Source organism: Occallatibacter sp., assembly GCF_049582745.1.
Taxonomy (GTDB): domain Bacteria; phylum Acidobacteriota; class Terriglobia; order Terriglobales; family Acidobacteriaceae; genus Telmatobacter.
This window is the reverse complement of sequence record NZ_JBAUUO010000134.1, coordinates 20,844-42,333: the sequence shown is the minus strand read 5'-3', so window position 1 is coordinate 42,333 and position 21,490 is coordinate 20,844. Positions and strand designations below refer to the sequence as shown.

The window sequence follows — 21,490 nt, the reverse complement described above, 5'->3', positions numbered from 1 at the left end:
GCCCCACCTTTTTCCGCCAGTCCTGACTACTTCATCGTCGCTATTTGACCCTCGGTTCCCCGGTCGAAAGAAACGCGACTCCATCAATCGGCTCTCCCGAAGCCAGCACGTCACGAAGCTTCTCTGCATTCGGCCCGCTCTTTTCCTCCGCATCTTCAATCAGCTTCATCGCAGCCGCAGGCTTCGTCGCAGCAGGCAATCGAAAAATCCAGGGAATATTGGTCGAAGTCAGTTTGCGATCCTCGCTCAGCGCTACGACCGGCACAAACGCCTTCAACGCCAGTTGCTCCGAGAGGTGGGCCGCATCGCGGTCCAGTGCCAGGATTGCCAGCGCATGTTCATCCATCAGCGCATGAACAAGTTGCGTCGAAGCGGCCCCCCAGTTCTGATCGCTCGCAACGGGCAGTAACCTCCACTCCACACCCCGTCCGGAATCCTCACGAAGCAGCGCCTGCATCTCTGCCGATCGCACTACCACCTCGGCGTGCGGTCCGAAGAGCACCACCTTCCTCACACCATCCGGCAAGTTCTGCAAATGCGGCCCGGCATATGTCACGCCCTCTTCACCAACCCGCGCGTACGGCACTGGAACCGTTGCGGGCTTTACACCTTCTGCCGACTTCTGCGTGGGCTTCGCCGTCGGTTTGTCCATTGGCGCCAGACGGTACGAAACCGATCCGTTGTGGACCGTGCCCAGGAACATGGGCGCGACGTTCTTCTGATTCGGATCGAAGATCATGTGCCCGGTCACGCCGGCGTATTCCTGAATATCCGCCAGCGCATCATGAATCCGCGCGCGATTCAGTCCGGCCTTGCAGATCGAATCCAGCAACGCGTTCATCGCGTCATACGCGAGCGAAGCAAACTGCTCCGGCTTTTCTTTATACCGTGTCTCAAAGCGCGCGTTGAAATCCAACCACTTTGGATCATTGCGCGTTGGGTCATACGGGAAAACCGCCTCAAACCCCTCCGCCGCGGTGCCAGCTTCGGCTAGTAGCTCTGGCCCGATTGTGCGATAAGAGCCAAACACCCGCTGCTTCATGCCCATCGCTTTCATCTGCCTCAGAATGTTTGCCGCCGGAATTTCGTCCGTCCACAACACGATGGCATCTGCCCGCGAAGACTGGATGATCTTCAGTGCACGCGTATAATCCGTATCTCCCGGCATAAACTTCTGCTCGATCACAACCGGGTGGCCGAGACGCCGTGAAGCATCGCGAAACTTGATCACGCCGAAGCGTCCGTAGCGGCTGTTGACGCGCAGCAACGCAACCCGCTTCAACCCCAGTTCCGAAAAGATCCGCCGCGCCAGCGTCAGGCCCTGAACGCGATCGTCCTGCAGATCCGTGAAATACCACGGAATATATGTCTCCGGAATCGTTGGGTCCGTAGACGCTGAATTGACGATCGGAATCTCGGCTTTCAAAGCGACGCGTAACGCGATGTGCGTCGACTCGGAACTGATTGAACCGAAGATGGCCCAATCCAGGTCGTCGTACACCATCTTTACCGTTTCGTCGGATGGCGAACCCCAGATGCTGGAGTCGGTCGGGCGGTCGTCGCCATACACGGTCTTGGCCTGCCAGTTGTCGTAGTCGTTATGCAGCATCAGCTTGAATGGAATGCCGCCGTATCCCCCGCGTGCGTTCGCTTCCTCCACCGCGAGTTGTGCGCCGTGAAGCATGCGAAGTCCGAATGCCTTCTCCGGACTATGCTCGATCGGTCCAAAGAAGCCGATGCGAATCTCGGTCAGATTCTTGGGCTCCGCAATGTCCCGTTCTGCACCCGTATAGATGTTTGGATGGACATAGTTCAAATCGTACGGCGCGGTGAACTTCGCGTATGGACTAAGGTCCTCCGGTTCGCCGGCATACGGCTCTACGACACGATCCTTCGGCGGACCCGGAGGATGCTTGCCGCACTCACATGCGGGGCTCTTCGCGGGACCCTGCGCATACAGACTCAACATCGTGCTGGCAGCCAAAACGCCGGCCGCCACCACCAACCATGCCTTCCGCATCGCACTGCTCCTTACTTTGCTGTCTTCTCCGTACGGAACATCGCAATTGCTTCAATCTCAATCAGAAGTTCCGGACGGCAAAGATGCGCCTGAATGCCCGTCGACGCGGGCAGCGGATCCAGCCCCTGTGCCTTGAAAAACGCGGTGCGTTCTTCGTTGAACGCGTCATAGTCGCGATCGATATCGCGCAGATAGCACGAAGTGCGCACAATGTCGTGCCATGTGCAGCCTTCGCTCTCCAACAGGCCGGTGATATTGTCCAGCGTCCGCTTCATCTGCGCGCGAAAATCGCCGATGTGTACGCTGACGCCGTTCTCATCGATCGATGCCGTCCCCGAAATCAGCAGGATCGTCAGTCCATTCAAATCGATGCGCATGCCCCGCGAAAACGAACTCGGCTTGGCATAGGCATAGGCTTCGTTCAGCACGCCATGATTCGTCATGGCCCGCTTTTCGATTGGTGCGTGTGCGATGGTCTCCAGAATCTCTGATAAAGCGATCATGTCTTTATAGCTCCTTATGGTTGATGAATCCCGTGACTTAAACCTTTGGCTGTGGCGACCCAGATGTCGTCGCCCTGAAAATCAATTCCCAGAACATAGTTGTGCGCCGGCGCCGTGCTCACCGCGACCGGCGAAACGTTGCCCTTCGCGTCCCGCACCGTCATCTCCGGCTTCCCGGTTGTCATCGACGGCCGATAGACGGCCCAGTTCGATCCGTCGTAGTAGGCAAGCCCTTTGTCGGTCCCGAACCATGCCCGTTTCGCGTCCACACCCTTTACGACATTGGTAAAGTTCGAAGGAAGTCCGCTGTCTTTCGTTAGAAAGTTGTGCCAGTAGCGGCCGTCATACCGGCTGTCTCCGAAATAGGTGGCGGCCCAGAGGATGTTATCCACATAACTCACTGACGTTGTGATCTCATGAATCAACCCCTGGTCCTTGAACAGCACCATCTCCGTCTCGCCGTCGGGGTCTTCGTATTTGTCCCAAAGCTTCTTCTGCTGGTCGTACTCAAGAATGCCGCTGCCCCAGATCGCGTAGTACACCTTGGTCGGGGTCGCGGAAACTCCGTACACCCAGATTTCGATCATCGGAGTGTTGCGTTCGTTGAAGAGCGACCATTGCCCTGTGTGCAGATCGAGTTTGCACGCGCCCGCGGCCGTCGCAACCCACACGTTCTCACTCTCCACCGACACTCCATACACCACGTCATTGCTCAGCCCCGAATTCAATTGCGTGAACGTGTCGATCCGTCCACCCGAAATGCGGCTCAACCCACCCATCGTCCCCGCCCACACATCGCCGGTGCGCTTATCCAGCGCGAGAGACGTCACTGCGCGATGCGCCAGACCATCTTTGGCCGTATAGGTTTTCCACTTGCCGTTTTCGTAAAGCCCCAGCCCGTTCTGCGTCCCGGCCCAGATGCGATCCCCGTCCACCAGCACGCTGAACACGTGATCGTCCGGCAACCCGTTCGCCGTGGTGAAGTTCTCAAACTTGAAGCGCGGCATCGCCGGAATCACCGGCTTCGCAATCCCAATCGCATCCTTGCGCGCTCCGCGTCCAACTCCCTTCGATTGGCCCGCAGCCCCATGCGCTGCGCCCACTAGGATCACTATCATTGCGACCGTAAGAAAATTCTTCATCGCGTCCTCAGGTACTCAATCAAATCGTTGAGTTCGTCTTTGGTCAGGTCGTTTGTTCGGCCGTGTTTGTCTTGTGGATTGAAGACCGTCCAAATCTCTTCCAGCGTTGCGGCGGAACCGTCATGCAGGTATGGCGCAGTAATAGCAATATTGGTCAACTGCGGCGTATCTAGCATCCCCGAATTATCCGTCACCTTTTTCGTTCCAACGTCGAACGACTTCTGATCCGTTCCCTTCGATCCGCTATGGCAGAACACGCACCGGTTCGCTTCCGGAATCGCCTTCCCAAACTTGTCCGTTTCGCGCACAAACAACGCCCGACCTCGCTCCTGTCCAGCCGTCAACTCCCTACCAGGCAATCGCCAGCGATTCGGCCGCGGCGGCAAACTCCGCACATACACCACCAGGTCCGTCAGCGTCAGATCGTCGTAGTTCTCCGCGCGCCAGAAATACTTCTCGGTACGCGGTCCACACTCCGTAGGCAGGTTGGGATTGCCGCCATTCCACTTGAAGGGCTCCGTATCCTTCACTGCTTCAATCGGACGATTGTCGACAATATCGCGGCCAAATCCGTCCGGTTCGAGATCCCATTGCAATCCATCAAATGTCGAATCGATATGGCAATTCGCGCACCCGATCTGCGCTTGAAACGAATACCGCGCCGTGTAGAACGTCTGTTCACCATGTCGCAGCACCGACAGCTGCTTCGGCCCGCTTAGCGCGATCGTCGAGTCCACACGGTAGGTCTTCGTATCGATCACGCTGATCGTATCTTCCAGCCGATTCGCAACCAGAAGCTTCGTTCCATCACGCGTCAGCACCACTCCACGCGGATCATGCCCCACCGCAATGTGCCCGATCACGTACTTCGCACTCGCCGACAAATCCTGCGCGCTCGATCCTGGATGCATGCGCGCAAACCTGATCAGCCGTGAAACATCCACGACCGTAACCATCTCCGATCCCCCGCACGTGATGAATATCCGCGACTTGTCCTGCGTAATCGCAATCCCGAAGGGCCTCACCGCATAGCGATCCAACTCGTCCAGCGGTACTTCCACCGGCTTGCCAACATCCGCACCAAACAACGTCAGCGTGTCCGCGAATGCTCCGCCGTGCTCCAGATGCGCCAGCGGTACCAGATTTTTCGGATGCATATTCGCCGCAACGCCAAGCCTCCCATCCGCCGAAAACGCCACGTGAAAACCATGCGCGATATAAGGCAGCGCAATGCGATCGACTACCACCGCACGCGTTGCATCAATCACCGTGATCTCCGAAGCCGGCGGCGTGCGATGCGGCGTCGCATTCGGATACACGTGCGTCACATAGAGCTTGCTCCCATCCGGCGAAGCCGTGATGTAGCTTGCCCCGCGCTCCGCCGCTAGCCGCTTTTCTTCCACGCCCGTCTGCGCATCCAGCACCGCTACATCGTTCGAGATGCGATTCGCAACAAACAGGTGCTTGCCGCCACGATCCTCTACCACGCTCGATGGCTCCGCGCCCACCGGCCATGTCGCCGCCACTTCCAGCGTCTTCGTGTCGATCACCGAAATCGTGTCGTCCCACGAATTCGCCACAAACAATCGATCACCCTTCGGCGAAAGCGAAAATCCGCGCGCCACCGCGCCTACCCCGACCGACTTCACCAGCGCATAGCTCTTTGCGTCCAGCACGCGAACCTGCGCGCTCTCCTGGCACAGTACGTAGAGCCGCGTTCCATCCGGCGAAAACAGCATCTCCAGCGGCGAAGCATACTCAAGCCGTTCACCGGTACGGCCCGTCGCGACAGATGCCCGCGCGGTCCGGCCGCTCCACACGCAAACACCAAGAGCCACGGCGCACACACCCACAAGCGCGCTCACGGCACCCAACGTTTTGCGAGCGCGCCCTTTCATTTCGGCTCCTCGATTGTCAGCACACGATCCACGCCCTGCTTCTCCAGCGTCTGCTCGCGCCCGCTCGGCCACTTCACAACAATCTTGTCGATCGCGCTCGCCTCACCCAGCCCGAAGTGCAATCGCGCATCATTCTGCGAAAGGTAACCCGACCCAGCCACGCGCTCCGCCGTCCAGCGCCGGTCCCCTGCAACCACTTCAACCCGCGCACCAATACCATCGCGATTGCTCTTCGTCCCGACGAGTTTGATCGCAACCCAATGCCGAGTGCTCGTCGACACGTTGTGCACCAGCGTCCCCTTCGCGCCCAGATTCACCAGGAACGCATCCACCTTGCCATCATTGTCGTAATCTGCAAAGCATGCTCCACGCGCTACCGTGCGCTCATTCAACACCGATCCCGCGCTCTCTGAAATATCCGCAAACCGCTTCCCGCCCAGTCCGCGAAACAGCGTGTGCTCCTGCGGAATCAAATGAATCAGGCCGCCATGAAAAATCAAAATGTCGGGATAGCCATCGTTGTCAAAGTCGTAGACCCCAGTTCCCCAACTCACATACTGCGCATTCGTCTGCGACACCCCATTCGACGCACCGATGTCTTCAAATCCCTGCTTGCCGTTGTTGCGCAGTAGGCGGTTGTAATGCCCATCCGTTACCCAAAGGTCCAGCGCCCCGCGCCCTTCGAGATCCGTAAATACCGGCCCCATCGACGAAGTCGACTCGCCATTCTGCCCGAATGCGGTCCCCATATCGTTCGCGACTTCTTCAAACGTCCCATCGTGCTTGTTGCGGAACATGAAGTTCTCGGTGCGGTCATTCGCGACGTAGATGTCGTCCCATCCGTCGTTGTCAAAATCAGCCGCAGTAACGCCCATCGTCCGCCCCACAAACGCCGCGATCCCCGACTTCTCCGAAACATCTGTAAACGTCCCATCGCAGTTGTTGTGGAACACCTTGTTCGTCTCGCCTTCGTAATCTAGCGGCCCCGGATAGTTGTCTGCCGCGTAAAAAGCGCGATACTTCGGATCGAACTTCACATACCGACCGATAAACAAATCTGTGCATCCATCCTTGTCATAGTCCAGCCAGGTCGAACTGATCGCCCACCCGTCTACCTTGATGCCGGCCTTCGCCGTTACATCGGTAAAGTGCCCGTTGCCATCGTTGTGATAGAGAATCGTTTTTCCATATCCCGCCACCAGCAGATCGACGAATCCATCGTTGTCATAGTCCGCCGCGGTCACCGCGATCGCGTACATGTCCGGATCGAGCCCCGACTGCTCCGTCACATCCGTAAAGTGTCCATTGCCATCATTGCGATAAAGATGGTTGTGCGGCGGCGGCACCGGCTTGTCCTTCAGCGGATACGGATGCATCGAATCATCCAGCGGCCTTCCATTCACCACGTACAGCGAAGGCCGCCCCGAGTTGTTGTAGTCGATCCACGCGCACCCTGCACCGGTGCCCTCCAGCAGCGAACCCAGCTTGGCCGAACCAAAGCTGTGCGTGAAGTTGATTCCAGCTTTTGCAGTTGCATCTTCAAAACGAATGGACGATTTCTCACCGGAACTCGATTGCGTCCCGGAGGCAGGGGCCGCAGGTGGAGCACTGCTCGTCTGTGCCGCAACAAGAGAAACCGTACTCAACAAAAAAAGAACAGTGCGGTAGAACAACTCAATTACCTCCCCGCTGCAGCGGTCCGGCCAAACCAGTCAGATCCACAGGCGTCGTGGTGCGCAGCAAAACCTCAGGTACCCGATTTTCCGCGGCATGTTCCGGCCCCGCATGGCATCCAACACAAATCCTCTGCTCACCGCGCCTGATCCAGAGCCATCCGTGCTCCTGCCGTAGAGCAGAACCCTTCGCATTCAGCAGCACAAACCGTATCGCACGATCCGCTGGCGCCTTCACAAAAAACGACCCATCCTGCTCCACCGGCGCCGTACCCACAGTCACGGCATGCCCAGTTGCATCCTGCGTCTCCAGCCGCACCGTTGCAGGCACGCCCTTCAGCGCACCATCGCGCGAAATACGCGCATCCAGCGCCAGCAAATTGCCGTAATCCCAGTCATGCAGGGCCGAAGGATGACGCCTCGGCCGCTCGTGCTCAGCTACCACCACCGGCTCGACCAGGCTTTCGCCGGCACGCGCCAGCACCGTCTGCATCGTCACGGCACCCGGCTTCCATAACTTCAGTGCAAACTTCGCAGACGCCGAGTCACGCGCGCTCACCAGCCATGAGCCAGACGCCGTCTCCGCGACCGCTCCTGCAAACTCGCCGTGCGGCGCAACAACGCGCTCCTCATGCGCCAGCGGCGAGGTAAACCGTGCCATCGATCCGCCATGTGTAAACACCACGTCGCCTGAACTCAACTGTCTTCCGCCCCAGCGTGCTCCTGCTGCGTTCGTTGGATGATCGCAGCGGTACGACTCCACGCCGGATCCATCCGCGTAGACGAGAAACATCTCCGGCGTAGCACCCTCGCCTAGCGGAAACCCCGCCTCAAACAAAATCCGCCCGTCCGCCAGCACATCCGCCGGCACCGCGCTCGCACGCATGTATGTCAGCGGAACAACCGGTTTCGCGCCAGCGCCCTCGATCTCTGTCAACGCCGCCGACTCCATCAGCCGGGCCGACTCAAGCTCGAACCCCTTAGCAGTGCGCTGCGCGTATACCAGGCGCCAACCCGGCAGGTACAGCGGCCTGATCGCGTCATCTCCCGAAGTAACAACCTGGCGCACCTTGCGATCCGACAGCGTCAGTTCCCATATCTGCCACTTGTCGCCCGCCCTCTTCTTCCCCGCAAAAAGTACCGCCCCTCCGTCGAAAGAGACACTCGCGTCCGCGCTAGCCGCAAACTCCGGCACAAGCGGCTCAGCATTGCCCTCACGAATCAACAGCAACTGGGCGCCCATGGGGAAGCGTTCTCCACCACGAAGCGCCGCCGTCGGCTCATACACCGGCGTCCCTGTAACGATCGCGTCTGACCCAATGGATTGTGAGATAGAAGGCGCAAACCCGCACGTAGCCATCAGCAACATGCAGAAGCCCAAGACCCCGGCCACTCTCAAACCAACGCTCATCCAACCGTCTCCAGAGTCTGGGCAGCCAATGCCTCTTCGCGCAATGCGATGTATGGCGTAAGCGACGCCATCATCGCGTCAAACTCGGCAAAATTCAGTGACTGTTCCCCGTCGCTCCACGCCTTATCGGGATCCGGGTGAACCTCGACAAGCAGCCCGTCTGCACCTGCCGCCACACCAGTCCGCGCCAGCGCCGGCACCAGTTCACGACGTCCACATGCGTGGCTCGGATCGGCGATGACCGGCAGGTGCGAAATCTGCTTCAAAAGCGCAATCGCCGCCACATCGAACGTATTGCGCAGCGTTGCATCGAACGTGCGAATTCCCCGCTCGCACAAAATCACATTAGGATTCCCGTTTGCCTGCACGACCTGCGCCGACTTCAACAGGTCGCCGATCGTGGCCATCATCCCGCGCTTCAGCAGAATCGGCCTTCCGGAGCGCGCCGCGACTTCCAGCAGCGTAAAGTTTTCCATACTGCGCGAGCCGATCTGCAGGATGTCGGCATATTCGGCCACCAGTGGCACATCGTCTTCGCTCATCACCTCGGTGACAATTGCAAGACCTGTTTCCGCGCGCGCCTGCGCCAGCATCTTCAGCCCGGCGAGACCGTGACCCTGAAAGGCATAGGGAGAACTGCGCGGCTTGAATGCGCCGCCGCGAAGGATCTGCGCGCCATGTTCGCGCACATGATGAGCTGTGGAGAGAAGCTGGTGCTCGGTTTCAACCGAGCATGGCCCGGCCATCGTGATGAAGTCGCGGCCACCAATTTCGAGATCCAACACCCGCACAACAGTCTGCTGGTGTTTTTCACTCTTCAGAACATCACTAGCCTCGGCAAAACGTTCCTGCCAACTTGGGCGCACCCGCGGCGCTCCGATCCGGGGAAGCGTCAGAGTACCGCCCGCGGTACGCTCTCGCCTCCATCCAAAGGTTGAGGTGCAGAATCAGCAACTTACCGCACCCACCCCTCTGTTTCTATATGTGAGTAGGATCACTTGTCTGTGACGGATAAACTTGACTGTGTTGCACGATCAGCACCTGATTACTTGACCGGATCACAAAGATGCTTCAGGTCAGTGTGATCAGCAACCAACTCCATCACGGCGGCATTTGATGAAGAAAAGTCCGAATTCAGGATATAGATAGCGAAATGGTGACCCGAACAGGCGAAGCTAACTACCGGCAGCCATTGTCGGAGCCACAAAGCCGAACGCTCGATTGACAATCCCCGCTACCCCCAGCACTACCTCATCCTCAAATGGCCGCGCCGCGACCTGCACCCCAATCGGCAATCCCTCCGGCGAATGCCCCACCGGCACCACCGCAGCGGGCGCGCCCAGCGTGTTGAACCACTGTGTATACCGCACTGCATCGAGATACTTCACCGTCTGCCCGTCGATCGTCCACTCCCGTTCGCCATGCCGCCACGCCGGCACACTCGCCACCGGGCATAGCAGTACGGGAAACTCGCGCATCTCATCCAGTGTCTTCACGCGCAGCAAATCCATCTCCGCCCACGCATTCAGAAGTTCGGTAGCCGTCAGCAGACCCGACTTGTTCGCAATCGCCAGGAACTCCCGGAAGATCGGACTCAGATTCTCACGTCCGCCGCGCACCTCCGGCTCAAAGAACATCGCCCCGCACTGCACAAAAAGTGTCCACCACAACTTACGCAATTGCTCCAATGTTTGCGGGCGGAATGGTTCCACGCAAAACCCTGCATCGCGCAACACCGCCGCTGCCGCACGTACGGCAGTGCGCGTCTCCGCAGTCACCGGCGTCAGCCCATCATCTTCAAAGAAGCCGATCCGATTCGTCCGCAGCTCTGCCGCGCTCCATTCGCACAGCGCCACCCGCGGGCTCGCCGGGTCGGCATCATCCTGTCCGCTCAGGGTGCGAAACATCAGTTCCACATCCGCCATCGTCCGCGCCATTGGCCCAATCGCACCCAAAGTCGAAAACGGTCCCACACATGGCGGCAGATGTCCTCGTCCCGGAATCCGTCCCGGCGTAGGCTTCAGCGAACAGATCCCCGTGAAATGCGCCGGCACTCGAACCGATCCGCCGCTGTCCGAACCCAGCCCGGCCGCCGACATCCCGGCCGCTATCGCCGCCGACTCTCCACCGCTAGATCCACCTGGCGTCCGCTCCAGGTCCCAGGCATTCCGCGTCCGCCCATGGAGCAGGTTGTCCGTTTCATACGCCATCAAGAATTCCGGACAGTTCGTCGTCCCCAGGATCAGCGCACCCGCCGCCCGAAGTCTCTCCACTACCACCGCATCCTCGCGGGGAATCTCTCCCTGATGGTTCAGGCTCCCGATCTCGCATTTGTATCCGGCCGTCGCAATCGAGGCCTTCACGGTCACTGGCAGACCGTGCAACGCCCCGCGTGCATCGACAGGCATCTTATCCATCACGCGCGCCTGCGTGCGCACCCTCTCCGCATCGAAGTCCGCAAATGCATTCAGTTGCGGATTAAGCCTCTCGATCTGCTGAATATGCGCCTCGGCTAGTTCTGCGACTGAGATCTCGCGCGCCCGGAGCATCTCCAACTGCCGCACCGCCGGCAGCAGCACCGTCTCACTCATGCACGGCCTGCGCCGACGTCGCGGGACACGCTGGACTGGCCGGACCGCAGGTTGAGTCGTCCGCTGGCGTTGACGGCATCAGCTTGTAATCGAATCGATACGACCTTACCGGCTCGCCCGAATCAAACCGGTCATTCCACTTCAGCTGATAGTCGATCGCTTGGGCATCGTCTGGAAACTTCTCGCTCGCCGGATACGGATACTTGCTCATCTTGTGGAATGGCAGTTGCGCCACCGTGAACGGCATCGCATCCCACCAATCCATATCCTTCACATATCCATTCGCGTAGAAGAAGTAATCGCGCTTCCATCCCGCTGGCAGCACTGGCAACTCGGCCGCGTCAAACTCCGTCGCAATCTCCTCGCCGCTGCCGAAAATCGCATAGCGGTCATCCACGCCCTTCACCAGCTCCGTCACATCTCCCAGGTGCGTGTAGTTTCCGCGTTGGTGCTGGAACGGTCCCGTCAAACTCACGCGATCGTAGTCATAATCGAGATCGCCGGGGCTCTTCAGATCAATCTGCGTCGGATATCCACGGAATCGCTCCGTCGCCAGCGCCAGCGGCACCTCCGTTGTGCGCGCCTGCGCCTCGGCATGGTTATCAATCAGCACCTGGTCCCAATAAATCTCGAGATTGCTCACCAGCCGAATCTTGCGCGTTCCTGCCGGAAGCTTGCCGGTCAGGTCCACCACAATCGTTCGCTCCAGCCCTGCCGGGAACCCCGCCTCACCCGGAATCGTCACCCACGTTCCATCCGGCTTTTGCGCCTCCACATACGGCGAAATAGGCTTGATCCCTGCCTGCCATGCCGCATACAGCGATGTCGCACTGAAGTAATTTACATAGCCCGTCATCAAAAGGCGCAGCGGAGACTCCGTGTTCACATCGCCCAGATCCAGCGTTAGCGTGTGCACATTCGCGAAACCGTCATACGGGGTCGCCGTGAACCCGCTGGCAAACTTATGATCGCGCCGGCTCAGCACGTCCAATACATTGCGCCCCTCGCCGTCCGACGCGCCAACGGGCAGCCGCACGCCCTTCGATGCCACGACACGCCCCGAAGCAAACGGCGGATCGTCGAGGAACCGTTCGTCCGGATTCACCTCCACATCCCCCGGATGATCCACCGCCACCAGCCGCAACCGGTCGAGGTAATTCACTTCTTCCATCGGCTCAATAAAGCGCAAACTCAGCTTTCCATCCACGCTCGCCAGTCGATCGCCATCCACCTTGATCCACTCGCCGGAGTTCGGAATATTCCGCCGCGTCGGCGTGAACCAGTGCCCCACCACCCCCGCGCCAATCACGTCCGTAACGAGTTTGTATTTCTGCCCATCCCACGCAAACAGCACCGGGCACGAACTCCCGCGCCGGTCAGCCTCTTTCATTGCGACTGCCCGCGTGTGCGGCAAATCGATCTCGTCCTGCAGAATTCCTGTCGGCCACAATATGCGCAGCAAGTCAATGTGGTCTGCCGCGCCCAGTCCGATCAGCAACTGCGGCGGAGCCTGCGTCGCCAGTCCCGAAGCGCCCGCCAGTTCCCACTTCTGCCATTGCCCGTCTGCAAAGATCTCCACCTTCGAACCGATTGCCGTCTTGTTGTCCGCGTAGCCGCTCAGGTCGAGCCGCACAAAATGATTTTTGTTCGCGCCCACGTTCCGCAGCAAAACGGGTGGCGCATTCTCCTGCGTCACGATCAGATCCGGAGCGCCATCGCCGTCCACTTCCGCTGCAAGCAGACCGCGCGGAGCGCTCAACTGCACGCTTTCGAGCCCCAGCGTGTGGCTCACATCTTCGAACGTTCCGTCGCCCTTGTTGCGAAGCACCCTCACCCGCGGTCCGGCACTCGTCTCCACAACCGCCGCCAGGTCCACCCATCCGTCGTTATCGATATCGACGGCCGTCACACCCCACCCGCGCGTTGCGCCCGCAAGCGGCAGCGCCACGCGCTCAAACCGCCGCCCCACACCCTGTGGTCCCGCCACGTTCTTCCACAGCGTCAAGCCCGGCGCTCCTGCGTGCGTCACCGCGATATCCATCCAACCGTCCTTGTCATAATCAAGGACAGCGATCCCTTCCGTCGCCGGCAACCCGCCCGCTAACTTGCTAACTCGCTCCCTCGCTGACTTGCTGCTTTGCTCACTCTCAATATTCGCGTTCACCCCACCGGCATCTTCATACAGTGCTTGCTCCGGATATTTCCCTTCCCGCGGGTTCACAAACAGCACGGGCGCAGGCCCATTTCCCGTCACCGCCAGGTCCACTGCGCGATCGTTATTGAAATCCGTCAGAATCGCGCTCGATGTCTTTCCCGAGCCACCTAATCCCGTATCTGCCGTCCACTCTGTAAACGTCTTGTTCCCGTTATTCCGCCACAGGACATTCGGCGCATCGCCATCCTTCAATGGCGCACCGGTCAAAAACAAATCCAGGTCTCCGTCGTGGTCGTAGTCCACAAACGTGATCCCCGTCGGCCTGTTCCGCGGCGCAAGACCCGCCTCCGCCGTCACATCCACAAACTTGCCCTTGCCCAGGTTCCGGAACAACCGCACGCCATCGTCCAACGCCACCGCCAGGTCGTTCAGGTTGTCCCCATCGTAATCACCCACCGCGCATGCCACCGCTCGCCCCGAAGCCTTTAGCCCTGCAGCCGCTGCATCCACACTCTCAAAGCTGCCATCGCTCTTCCGATGCAAAACCCGAATCGCTTGCGATCCGGCCTCCATCAACACCAGGTCCATTTGTCCCGACCCGGTCACATCCAACATGCAAGCCCCGCCGGTCTCGTTCCCGGAAGACCCGGGTGCCCCATGTATGACGCGCTTTCCCGAGGCTCCCAGGGACAGGTCCTTGTTGGTGGGGTGGTGGGGCATGGGTGGGATAGGACGATCCATCGTCTCCGCCACCAGCTTCACCGGAATCATCGCCCTCTGCCGTGCCTGCGGTTCCTCCACCGGCGTCACTGTCGAGTAATGTCCCTGCTCCCCATACGCCAGCCCGATCGCCGCCGATATCTTCGTGCTTGTCATGTGCTGGAACAGCTTGAAATGTTCCTTCGCTGCATCCTTGTCGCCCAGTGCCTGCAGCGCCCGCGCCAACGCAAACTCCGACGACGCATGCAGGGGCTGAATGGCGAGTCCCTGCTTCAGCACTTCCACAGCCTTATCAAACTGCTTCATCTCCCGGTAGCAAACACCCTCGAAGTAATACGAATCCACATCCCGCGGATCGAGCTTCACCGCCTGCTGAAAACTCTTCAGCGCGTCATCCAGCTCATTATCGGCATGCTGCGCCAGGCCGAGGTTGTACCAACCCTGGGCACTATTCGGATCCAAAACGAGAGCGGCCCGGAGGGCCTTCTTCGCATCATCGATCTTCTGCAGCGTCAGCAATGCGATGCCATCGTTGATCGCAGCCTGCGCCAGCTTCGGATCCTGCTTGAACGATTCCGCGAAGCTCTGCTCCGCCTTCTCGGTAAACTGCTGCCCCATCAGCGCCACGCCGCGATTGTTCAGCCGCACCGCATCGGCATTGAAGCGCGCCTGCGCTCCAGCAGTAATGGCCATTGCCAGAATAACCATGGCCTTTTGGCCGTAAACTCGCTTAAACTTCATTCCCAAGTCCGTCTCCAGATCGATCGGTATATCGCACATTGTGATGCAGCGGAACACTTCAGTGTATGCGAGCACCGGGCATATTTAGAACGCCCTTCGCGGGCCATTCGATCGCACGGACGGTTCAGACGGCTTTTTCCCAGCAGCACCGAAGCCGTCATTTGAGGAACCCACCATGAGTACCTCCGAGCAGATATCCACCACCCGCCACGAATACCGCCTGAAGGCCTGGTACCGTTCGCTGTTCCTTATTCTCGGTGCGCCCGCCATTGCAGGCGGGATCATCATGTGCGCACTGGCGCTAAAAGGCGCGAATACCGCATTGCCGCTCGTCATGACCGGGGCTTTTCTCTTCTCCGGCATTTACCTCATTGCACTCGCTATGAGTTCCCGCGTCATCCTCAATGGCAATCGCATCGAGATCCGCGGTGCCTTCACCGACCGATTCGCCGACATCAACGAGATCGAAGGCTATCGCACCATCAGCTCTCGTAATGGCAAGTACACGCAGTTCTATTTGAATAACGGTCGCCGCACTCTCACGCTGGCCAATCATTTTGATCACGACGCTGCATTCGATTCCTGGATTCGAAAAGTCCCTGATCTCGACAAGCGGGATCGCGACAGACTTCTTGAGCAGATATCTCAGCAGCAGGCACTCGGCTCCACTCCTCAAGAACGCCTCGCCGCTCTCGCCCAGGCAAAAACGTACAGCATCTTTGCACTGGTCATCGCATTTGCCGCCGGCATCGCAGCCAACTATGGCATCCCGGCGCTCTTTCTTCCCTTCTCCATCGCGCTCGCACTCGTGCCCATCACACTCGCCATCCTGCTCCACCGGTCGCCCCTGCTCTACACGGTCTTCAAGCGAAAAGACGATCCGCGCGCTGAACTTCTCTATGCGCTCATTGCCAGCAGCTTCGGATTGCTCATCCGTGCCCGCGGCATTCACTTCGTCTCGGTCCAATCGATCGGCTTGGTGATTGCCCTGCTCACCCTCGCCTATCTCGCGGCGTTCTACCACTCATTCTTCGAGAGTCCCTACCCCACGCGCACCTTCTTCGCTCTCCTTCTGTTCGGCATCCTCTATAGTTACAGCACAGTCGCCGTAGCAGACGCGCTTGGAGACCAATCGGCAACCACCCGATACGTCGTTTCTGTCGTCGGTAAACACTACAGATCGGGCCGCTCGCGTTCTTATTACCTCGAACTCGAACCGTGGGGTCCCATGCGGCAACCGAACAGCCTCGGTGTCTCCAAAACCATCTACGACAAGTCATCCCCCGGCGACCAGGTCTGCCTCGACCTCCACCCCGGACGCCTCAATGCTGCCTGGTACACCCAGATCTCCTGTACCAATGAATCACTCGACACCGCACCCTGAGGCCCGCAGATCAGCGGAACAAGGATGGCACATTTATACTTCGATCTGTGATTCCCTCCCTCGAGACCCTGCAGTGGCACGCCTTCCTCGGTCGCGCACCACTTCCGTCAGCACTGCCTGCAGCCGTCTCGCCCTTCGTTCAGGGCCCGATTCTCATCACCGGCGCCGGAGGCTCCATCGGCTCCGCACTCGCACTCCGACTGGCCTCTGCGGGTGCCCACATCATCCTCCTCGAATCCTCTGAAAACAGCCTCTACGACCTACAGCAAAATCTCGCCGCCATCTCCTCGACGCCTGATTTCTATCTTGGCAGTGTCTGCGATCGCACTCTTCTCGATGAAATCTTCTTTCTCCATCGTCCGAGCCTTGTCTTCCACGCCGCCGCCGATAAGCACGTCCCCCTCATCGAAGAACAACCCCTTGCCGCAATCGCCAACAACGTGCTCGCAACCGAGACGCTCGTCGCATCCGTTCAAAATGCCCGCGTCATTCTCGTCTCCACCGACAAGGCCGTGACACCCGCCTCCATGATGGGTGCAACCAAACGCCTTGCCGAACAGATTGTTCTCACGTCAGGGGGAACTGTCCTCCGCCTCGGCAACGTCCTCGCCTCTCGCGGAAGCGTCACAGAACTCTTCGCCCGCCAGATCGCAGCCGGTCTTTCTCTTACCGTGACCGATCCCGCGGCGCGGCGCTACTTTGTCACAATCGCCGAAGCCGTCGAACTGCTCCTCGCCGCAGCCAGTGTGACGCAAGCGCCGGCCCTTCTGGCCCCCCTGCTTCCGCAACCGCACTTCATCGCAGATCTTGCGCGCTTCATGGCCCGCGCTCTTTCTCCAGACCGCATCCCTGTCATCGAATTCACGCACCTCCGCCCCGGCGACAAGGAATCCGAACAGCTCTGGTCCAACAGCGAAACCCCGCATCCGGCAACGGCAAATGGCCTCGTCAGCCTTCGCTCGTCATTGCCCCCACGCAGCCAGTTTCAATCCCTGCTGGCCACTCTGCACCACGCTCTCCGATCCCGCGATCTCTCCACAGCGCTCGCCGCTCTTCGCGTCCTCGTTCCTGACTACACCCCTGGCCAAACCGTTCTTGCGCAGTGCTGCTCCGTCGTGTCGAAGGTCTCCAATGAGTAAATCGAGTAAAGCGAAACGGAAAATTGCCGTTGTCACAACCTCACGCGCCGACTACAGCCACCTCTATTGGCCTCTCCGCGAACTCGCCGACCGTCCCGATGTTGAACTCGGCGTGATCGCGCTCGGACCCCACCTCTCGCCGGAATTCGGCAACACCATCTCTGAAATCGAGCGCGAAGGCTTCCCCATCAAGGCGCGCATTGAGTGCCTTCTCAGTTCCGACACCGATACCGGCATGGCGAAAACCATCGGCATCGCCATCCTCTCGCTCGCCGACACTCTCTCTGCATGGCGTCCCGACCTCATGCTGCTCATCGCCGACCGCTATGAAATGATGGCCCCTGCCTGTGCCGCGCTCGCACTGCGCATTCCCGTCGCTCATATCGAAGGCGGCGAAGTCAGCCAGGGCGCCATCGACGACCACGTTCGCAACGCCCTCACCAAGCTCGCCCACATTCACTTTACCTCGACTGAAACTGCCCGCCGCCGCGTCATCGCCATGGGCGAAGAACCCTGGCGTGTTCACCACGCAGGCGCACCTTCGCTCGATCATCTGAGCCGCTCCAAACTGCTCTCGCGGATTGCCCTCGAGAAACGCCTAGACACGAAGATCGCGTCACCGTCGATTCTCGCCGCCTGGCATCCTGTCACCATCCTCCGAGATACAAATGCCGAGGCCGACGCTCTCTTCACCGCGCTCGCGCATGTCCCGGGTCAACTCATCTTCGTCTATCCCAATGCCGACGCCGGCAGTCACGCGCTGATCGAGCGTACCCGCGCCCTCGCCGCAGCACGCCCCGACACCCACATCTTCGTCAACCTCGACGCCGTTACCTACTGGAGTCTTCTCGGCCAGGTCGATGCGATGATCGGCAACTCCTCCAGCGGCATCATGGAAGCAGCCTCGTTCGCGCTCCCCGTCGTTAACGTCGGCATGCGTCAGCAGGGCCGCGAACGCGCGCGCAACATCCTCGACGTTCCCGCCGATAGCGCCGCCATCACCGCCGCACTCAAACGCGCTCTCGTTCCCGCAACGCGCAAGAAACTTCGCGGCATGGCCAATCCCTACGGCAACGGCACAGCCGCCACTATTATCGCCAATGTCCTCACCACTGTTCCTCTTGAGAACCTGCTGATCAAACAACCCGCACCTATAATCGACCGGCACTCTCGCTAACTTGCTGACAGGTACGGAGCACCACTAACTCGCTTACGTGCTATACCGCAAACCACACTAACTCCGCTTTGAACTTCAACCATGCCTATCCCGCTCAGCGCTCCCGACATCACCGAAGCTGAAATCGCAGCAGTCACCGCCGTTCTGCGCACCCCGCACCTCAGCCTCGGGCCTGAACTCGCCGCCTTCGAAGCCGCTTTCGCCAAATACCACAGGCTCGCCCATGCCGTAGCTGTCAGCAGCGGCACCGCCGGCCTTCACATGGCGCTCCTCACCCTCAACATCGGAGAAGGCGACGAAGTCATCGTTCCTTCATTCGCGTTCATCGCCGTCGCCAATGCTGTCCTCCATATCCGCGCCACGCCTGTCTTTGCGGATATCGATCCTGTCACCCTGAACTTGACACCCTCCACCGTCGAGCCCCTCATCACGCCTCGCACGCGCGCTATCCTGGTCGTCCACACCTTCGGAATCCCCGCCGACATGCACGCTCTGCGCGCTCTCGCTACGCGTCACAGTCTGGTCATCATCGAGGACGCCTGCGAAGCCATCGGCGCCGAGCTGCATCAGCGCCGCGTCGGCGGCTTCGGCGATCTCTCTGTCTTCGGCTTCTACCCCAACAAACAGATCACCACCGGCGAAGGCGGCGCTGTCCTGGCCCACACCCAGGCCCACGCTGACCGTCTTCGCAGCCTCCGCAATCAGGGCCGAATAGCATATGCCGCAGACATCGTCCAATCTCAGAAAGCCGTCGACTGGCTTCATCATCCCGAGATCGGCTTCAACTACCGCCTCTCCGACATTGCCTGCGCTCTCGGCCGCGTCCAACTTAGCCGCATCGGCGAAATCCTCTCCCTCCGTCGCGCCGCAGCCGAGCGTTATTACGCACTCCTCGCAGACATTCCCGGCCTCCAAATGCCCCCGCTCACGTTGCCCGGCTGCACTATCAGCTGGTTTGTCTTCGTCGTTCGTTTGCCTCAAACCGCCCATCGTGCCAGCATTCAGGCGTTGCTTTCCGACCGGGCGATCGCCACCGCCTCCTATTTCGCGCCGATCCACCAGCAGCCCGCCTGGCGCGACCTCATCGTGCAGTTCCAGCCGCACCTTCCCACCACTGAAACCCTCGGCTCCCGCACCCTCGCCCTTCCTTTCTTTACCCGCATCGCTCTGTCTCAACAGGAACAGGTCGCCTCCGCACTCCGCCAGGCGCTGGCCACGCAAAATTAAGGACTTAACTTATCGCGCCTCGCAGCGATTCTTCCTTCGAATCCCACCCCACATCTTTTAGCGAAAAATTCTTCCTCCTTACCCAACCCAATTATCTGAACCGTGCATCAATGGTCTTCGAGAGTTTGTGTACGGTCGCATCTCGTTGTTGCGCCGCATTCCTCAGGCATGTCCTTGGATTCACTTTCGATTAACCAGAAGTTTACCTACAGGCGGGAATTCCGAACTCTCCTTCACCATAGCTGATTTGCGTCAGGGGTTGATTCCCGAACAGGAAATGTCGCGAAAGCCGTTCAAGTCAACTCATTTCGATTCGCTTTTCATCCGTGTACTTTAACCGGAAATCACAGAACAGGTACCCGATGGTCGTTAAAACTCAAAGCAAAGGTCACGGCGTCACCGGATTGCACGTTGGAACCGCGAATGTTCGCCGCTATTTTCCAAAAGACACGCACAACATCGAACTCCAACTCGGCCATCTGCGCATTCAATGCGGCCTCAAACCTGACTTCTGGCAGGGTCAACCGGAAATCTACGATCCCAGGCTCTGCGCATGGCTTGAATCCAAGAATCTCCACGGAACTGCCAATCGCACCGTACCGCTGGCGCTGATTCCCTCCGGGAATAATTCCTTCGAGTTGCAGCCGAAGCCTGTCCTCTCCCTCGCCCCTCGCTCTCGTGCCAAGGTCATTCCCGTCTCCGCTGCTTAAAGCGGAACCACTGCCGTTCTCCTCGCAAACGGCGCCGAACCAACCTCTTCGGCGCCGTTCTTCTTTTTCCCAAAATCCCGGCGTCTCCACCCTGCTTCCATCTTCGTTGTGGTTCGCTTGCTAAACTCAAAACGAATGAATCCCAATTCCCTTGAACAGTCAATTGAGCGTCACTTCGCCGCCGGCGCTTCCGCCATCAGCGACCCCGCCGCCATGGAAGCCTTCCTCGCCCTGCGCGATGCGCTTGAGCGCGGGGAACTTCGCTCCGCATCCCCCGACCCGGCCGCTCCAACCGGCTGGCGCGTCAATGCCTGGGTCAAAAAAGGCATCCTCCTCGGCTTTCGCATCGGCGTCCTCCAGGATTTCCCTGCCGGCGCGCTTTCTTTCGTCGACAAACACACCTACCCCGTCCGACATTTCAGCGCGAACGATGGAATTCGGATCGTGATGGGTGGCTCATCGATTCGTGCAGGCGCATACATCGCTCGCGGTGTTATCTGCGTTCCCCCCTGCTACATCAACACCGGCACCTGGGTCGACGAAGGCACTTTGGTCGACTCTCATGCCCTCGTCGGTTCCTGTGCCCAGATCGGCAAGCGAGTACACCTTAGCGCCGCCGCTCAGATCGGCGGCGTACTCGAGCCCATCAACGCCAGCCCCGTCATCATTGAAGACGACGTCCTCGTCGGCGGAAACTGCGGCGTCTACGAAGGCACCATCGTCCGCGCTGGCGCCGTCCTCGCCCCCGGCACCATCCTCACGCGCGGCACGCCCGTCTTCGATCTCATCAACGGCACCACCATCAAAGCCGCCACCGAGTCCCCACTCATCATTCCGCCCAACGCCGTCGTTGTGCCCGGCTCGCGTGCCGTAACAAAAGGCAAAGGCCACGTGAACTCCGAAGCCTGGGGCCTCTCACTCTACGCCCCCGTCATCGTCAAATACCGCGACGAGAAAACCGACTTCAGCACTGCCCTTGAAGACCTGATACGCTGACGC

At 59.5% G+C, this 21,490-nt stretch carries 15 protein-coding genes; 6 read left to right on the top strand and 9 right to left on the bottom strand.

The window, feature by feature from the left end:
• Window positions 1–40: 40 nt before the first annotated feature.
• From WCA10_RS18950 to WCA10_RS18910, 9 genes are all read right to left on the bottom strand, one after another.
• On the bottom strand, window positions 41–2,020 hold the full coding sequence (locus tag WCA10_RS18950; RefSeq protein WP_472824081.1) for an ABC transporter substrate-binding protein: 1,980 nt from the start codon (window positions 2,018–2,020) through the stop codon (window positions 41–43).
• An 11-nt stretch (window positions 2,021–2,031) separates the two neighbouring features.
• Window positions 2,032–2,523, bottom strand: coding sequence for a Rid family hydrolase (locus WCA10_RS18945; RefSeq protein WP_472824080.1), 492 nt, complete (start codon window positions 2,521–2,523; stop codon window positions 2,032–2,034).
• A gap of 14 nt (window positions 2,524–2,537) precedes the next feature.
• On the bottom strand, window positions 2,538–3,665 hold the full coding sequence (locus WCA10_RS18940) for a ligand-binding sensor domain-containing protein (RefSeq protein WP_472824079.1): 1,128 nt from the start codon (window positions 3,663–3,665) through the stop codon (window positions 2,538–2,540).
• Window positions 3,662–5,563: a beta-propeller fold lactonase family protein gene (locus WCA10_RS18935; RefSeq protein ID WP_472824078.1), complete on the bottom strand. Its 1,902-nt coding sequence runs from the start codon at window positions 5,561–5,563 to the stop codon at window positions 3,662–3,664. The genes WCA10_RS18940 and WCA10_RS18935 overlap by 4 nt, the downstream gene beginning before the upstream one ends.
• A complete protein-coding gene (locus WCA10_RS18930) occupies window positions 5,560–7,236 on the bottom strand; it encodes a CRTAC1 family protein (RefSeq protein WP_472824077.1) in 1,677 nt (558 codons plus the stop codon). The genes WCA10_RS18935 and WCA10_RS18930 overlap by 4 nt, the downstream gene beginning before the upstream one ends.
• A gap of 1 nt (window position 7,237) precedes the next feature.
• Window positions 7,238–8,647 carry an HzsA-related protein gene (locus WCA10_RS18925; RefSeq protein WP_472824076.1) on the bottom strand — a complete coding sequence of 470 codons (1,410 nt, stop codon included), beginning with the start codon at window positions 8,645–8,647 and terminating at the stop codon, window positions 7,238–7,240.
• The gene (aroF, locus tag WCA10_RS18920) at window positions 8,644–9,513 is read right to left on the bottom strand and encodes a 3-deoxy-7-phosphoheptulonate synthase (protein ID WP_472824075.1); all 870 of its coding nucleotides are present in this window, start codon (window positions 9,511–9,513) and stop codon (window positions 8,644–8,646) included. The genes WCA10_RS18925 and aroF overlap by 4 nt, the downstream gene beginning before the upstream one ends.
• A gap of 309 nt (window positions 9,514–9,822) precedes the next feature.
• On the bottom strand, window positions 9,823–11,238 hold the full coding sequence (locus WCA10_RS18915) for an amidase (RefSeq protein ID WP_472824074.1): 1,416 nt from the start codon (window positions 11,236–11,238) through the stop codon (window positions 9,823–9,825).
• A complete protein-coding gene (locus tag WCA10_RS18910) occupies window positions 11,231–14,854 on the bottom strand; it encodes a CRTAC1 family protein (protein WP_472824073.1) in 3,624 nt (1,207 codons plus the stop codon). Before WCA10_RS18910 ends, WCA10_RS18915 begins: the two co-directional genes overlap by 8 nt.
• Window positions 14,855–15,029: 175 nt before the next feature.
• Between WCA10_RS18910 and WCA10_RS18905 the strand changes: the two genes are divergently transcribed.
• The 6 genes from WCA10_RS18905 to WCA10_RS18880 all read left to right on the top strand — a co-directional run bounded on the left by WCA10_RS18905 (window position 15,030) and on the right by WCA10_RS18880 (window position 21,487).
• Window positions 15,030–16,238, top strand: a complete 1,209-nt coding sequence (locus WCA10_RS18905; protein ID WP_472824072.1) for a hypothetical protein — start codon at window positions 15,030–15,032, stop codon at window positions 16,236–16,238.
• A 47-nt stretch (window positions 16,239–16,285) separates the two neighbouring features.
• Window positions 16,286–17,377, top strand: a complete 1,092-nt coding sequence (locus WCA10_RS18900; protein WP_472824071.1) for a polysaccharide biosynthesis protein — start codon at window positions 16,286–16,288, stop codon at window positions 17,375–17,377.
• On the top strand, window positions 17,370–18,554 hold the full coding sequence (neuC, locus tag WCA10_RS18895; RefSeq protein ID WP_472824070.1) for a UDP-N-acetylglucosamine 2-epimerase: 1,185 nt from the start codon (window positions 17,370–17,372) through the stop codon (window positions 18,552–18,554). The genes WCA10_RS18900 and neuC overlap by 8 nt, the downstream gene beginning before the upstream one ends.
• An 81-nt stretch (window positions 18,555–18,635) precedes the next feature.
• On the top strand, window positions 18,636–19,781 hold the full coding sequence (locus WCA10_RS18890) for a DegT/DnrJ/EryC1/StrS family aminotransferase (RefSeq protein WP_472824069.1): 1,146 nt from the start codon (window positions 18,636–18,638) through the stop codon (window positions 19,779–19,781).
• A gap of 362 nt (window positions 19,782–20,143) precedes the next feature.
• Window positions 20,144–20,491 carry a hypothetical protein gene (locus WCA10_RS18885; RefSeq protein WP_472824068.1) on the top strand — a complete coding sequence of 116 codons (348 nt, stop codon included), beginning with the start codon at window positions 20,144–20,146 and terminating at the stop codon, window positions 20,489–20,491.
• Window positions 20,492–20,626: 135 nt separating this feature from the next.
• The gene (locus WCA10_RS18880; protein ID WP_472824067.1) at window positions 20,627–21,487 is read left to right on the top strand and encodes a 2,3,4,5-tetrahydropyridine-2,6-dicarboxylate N-succinyltransferase; all 861 of its coding nucleotides are present in this window, start codon (window positions 20,627–20,629) and stop codon (window positions 21,485–21,487) included.
• Window positions 21,488–21,490 lie beyond the last annotated feature (3 nt).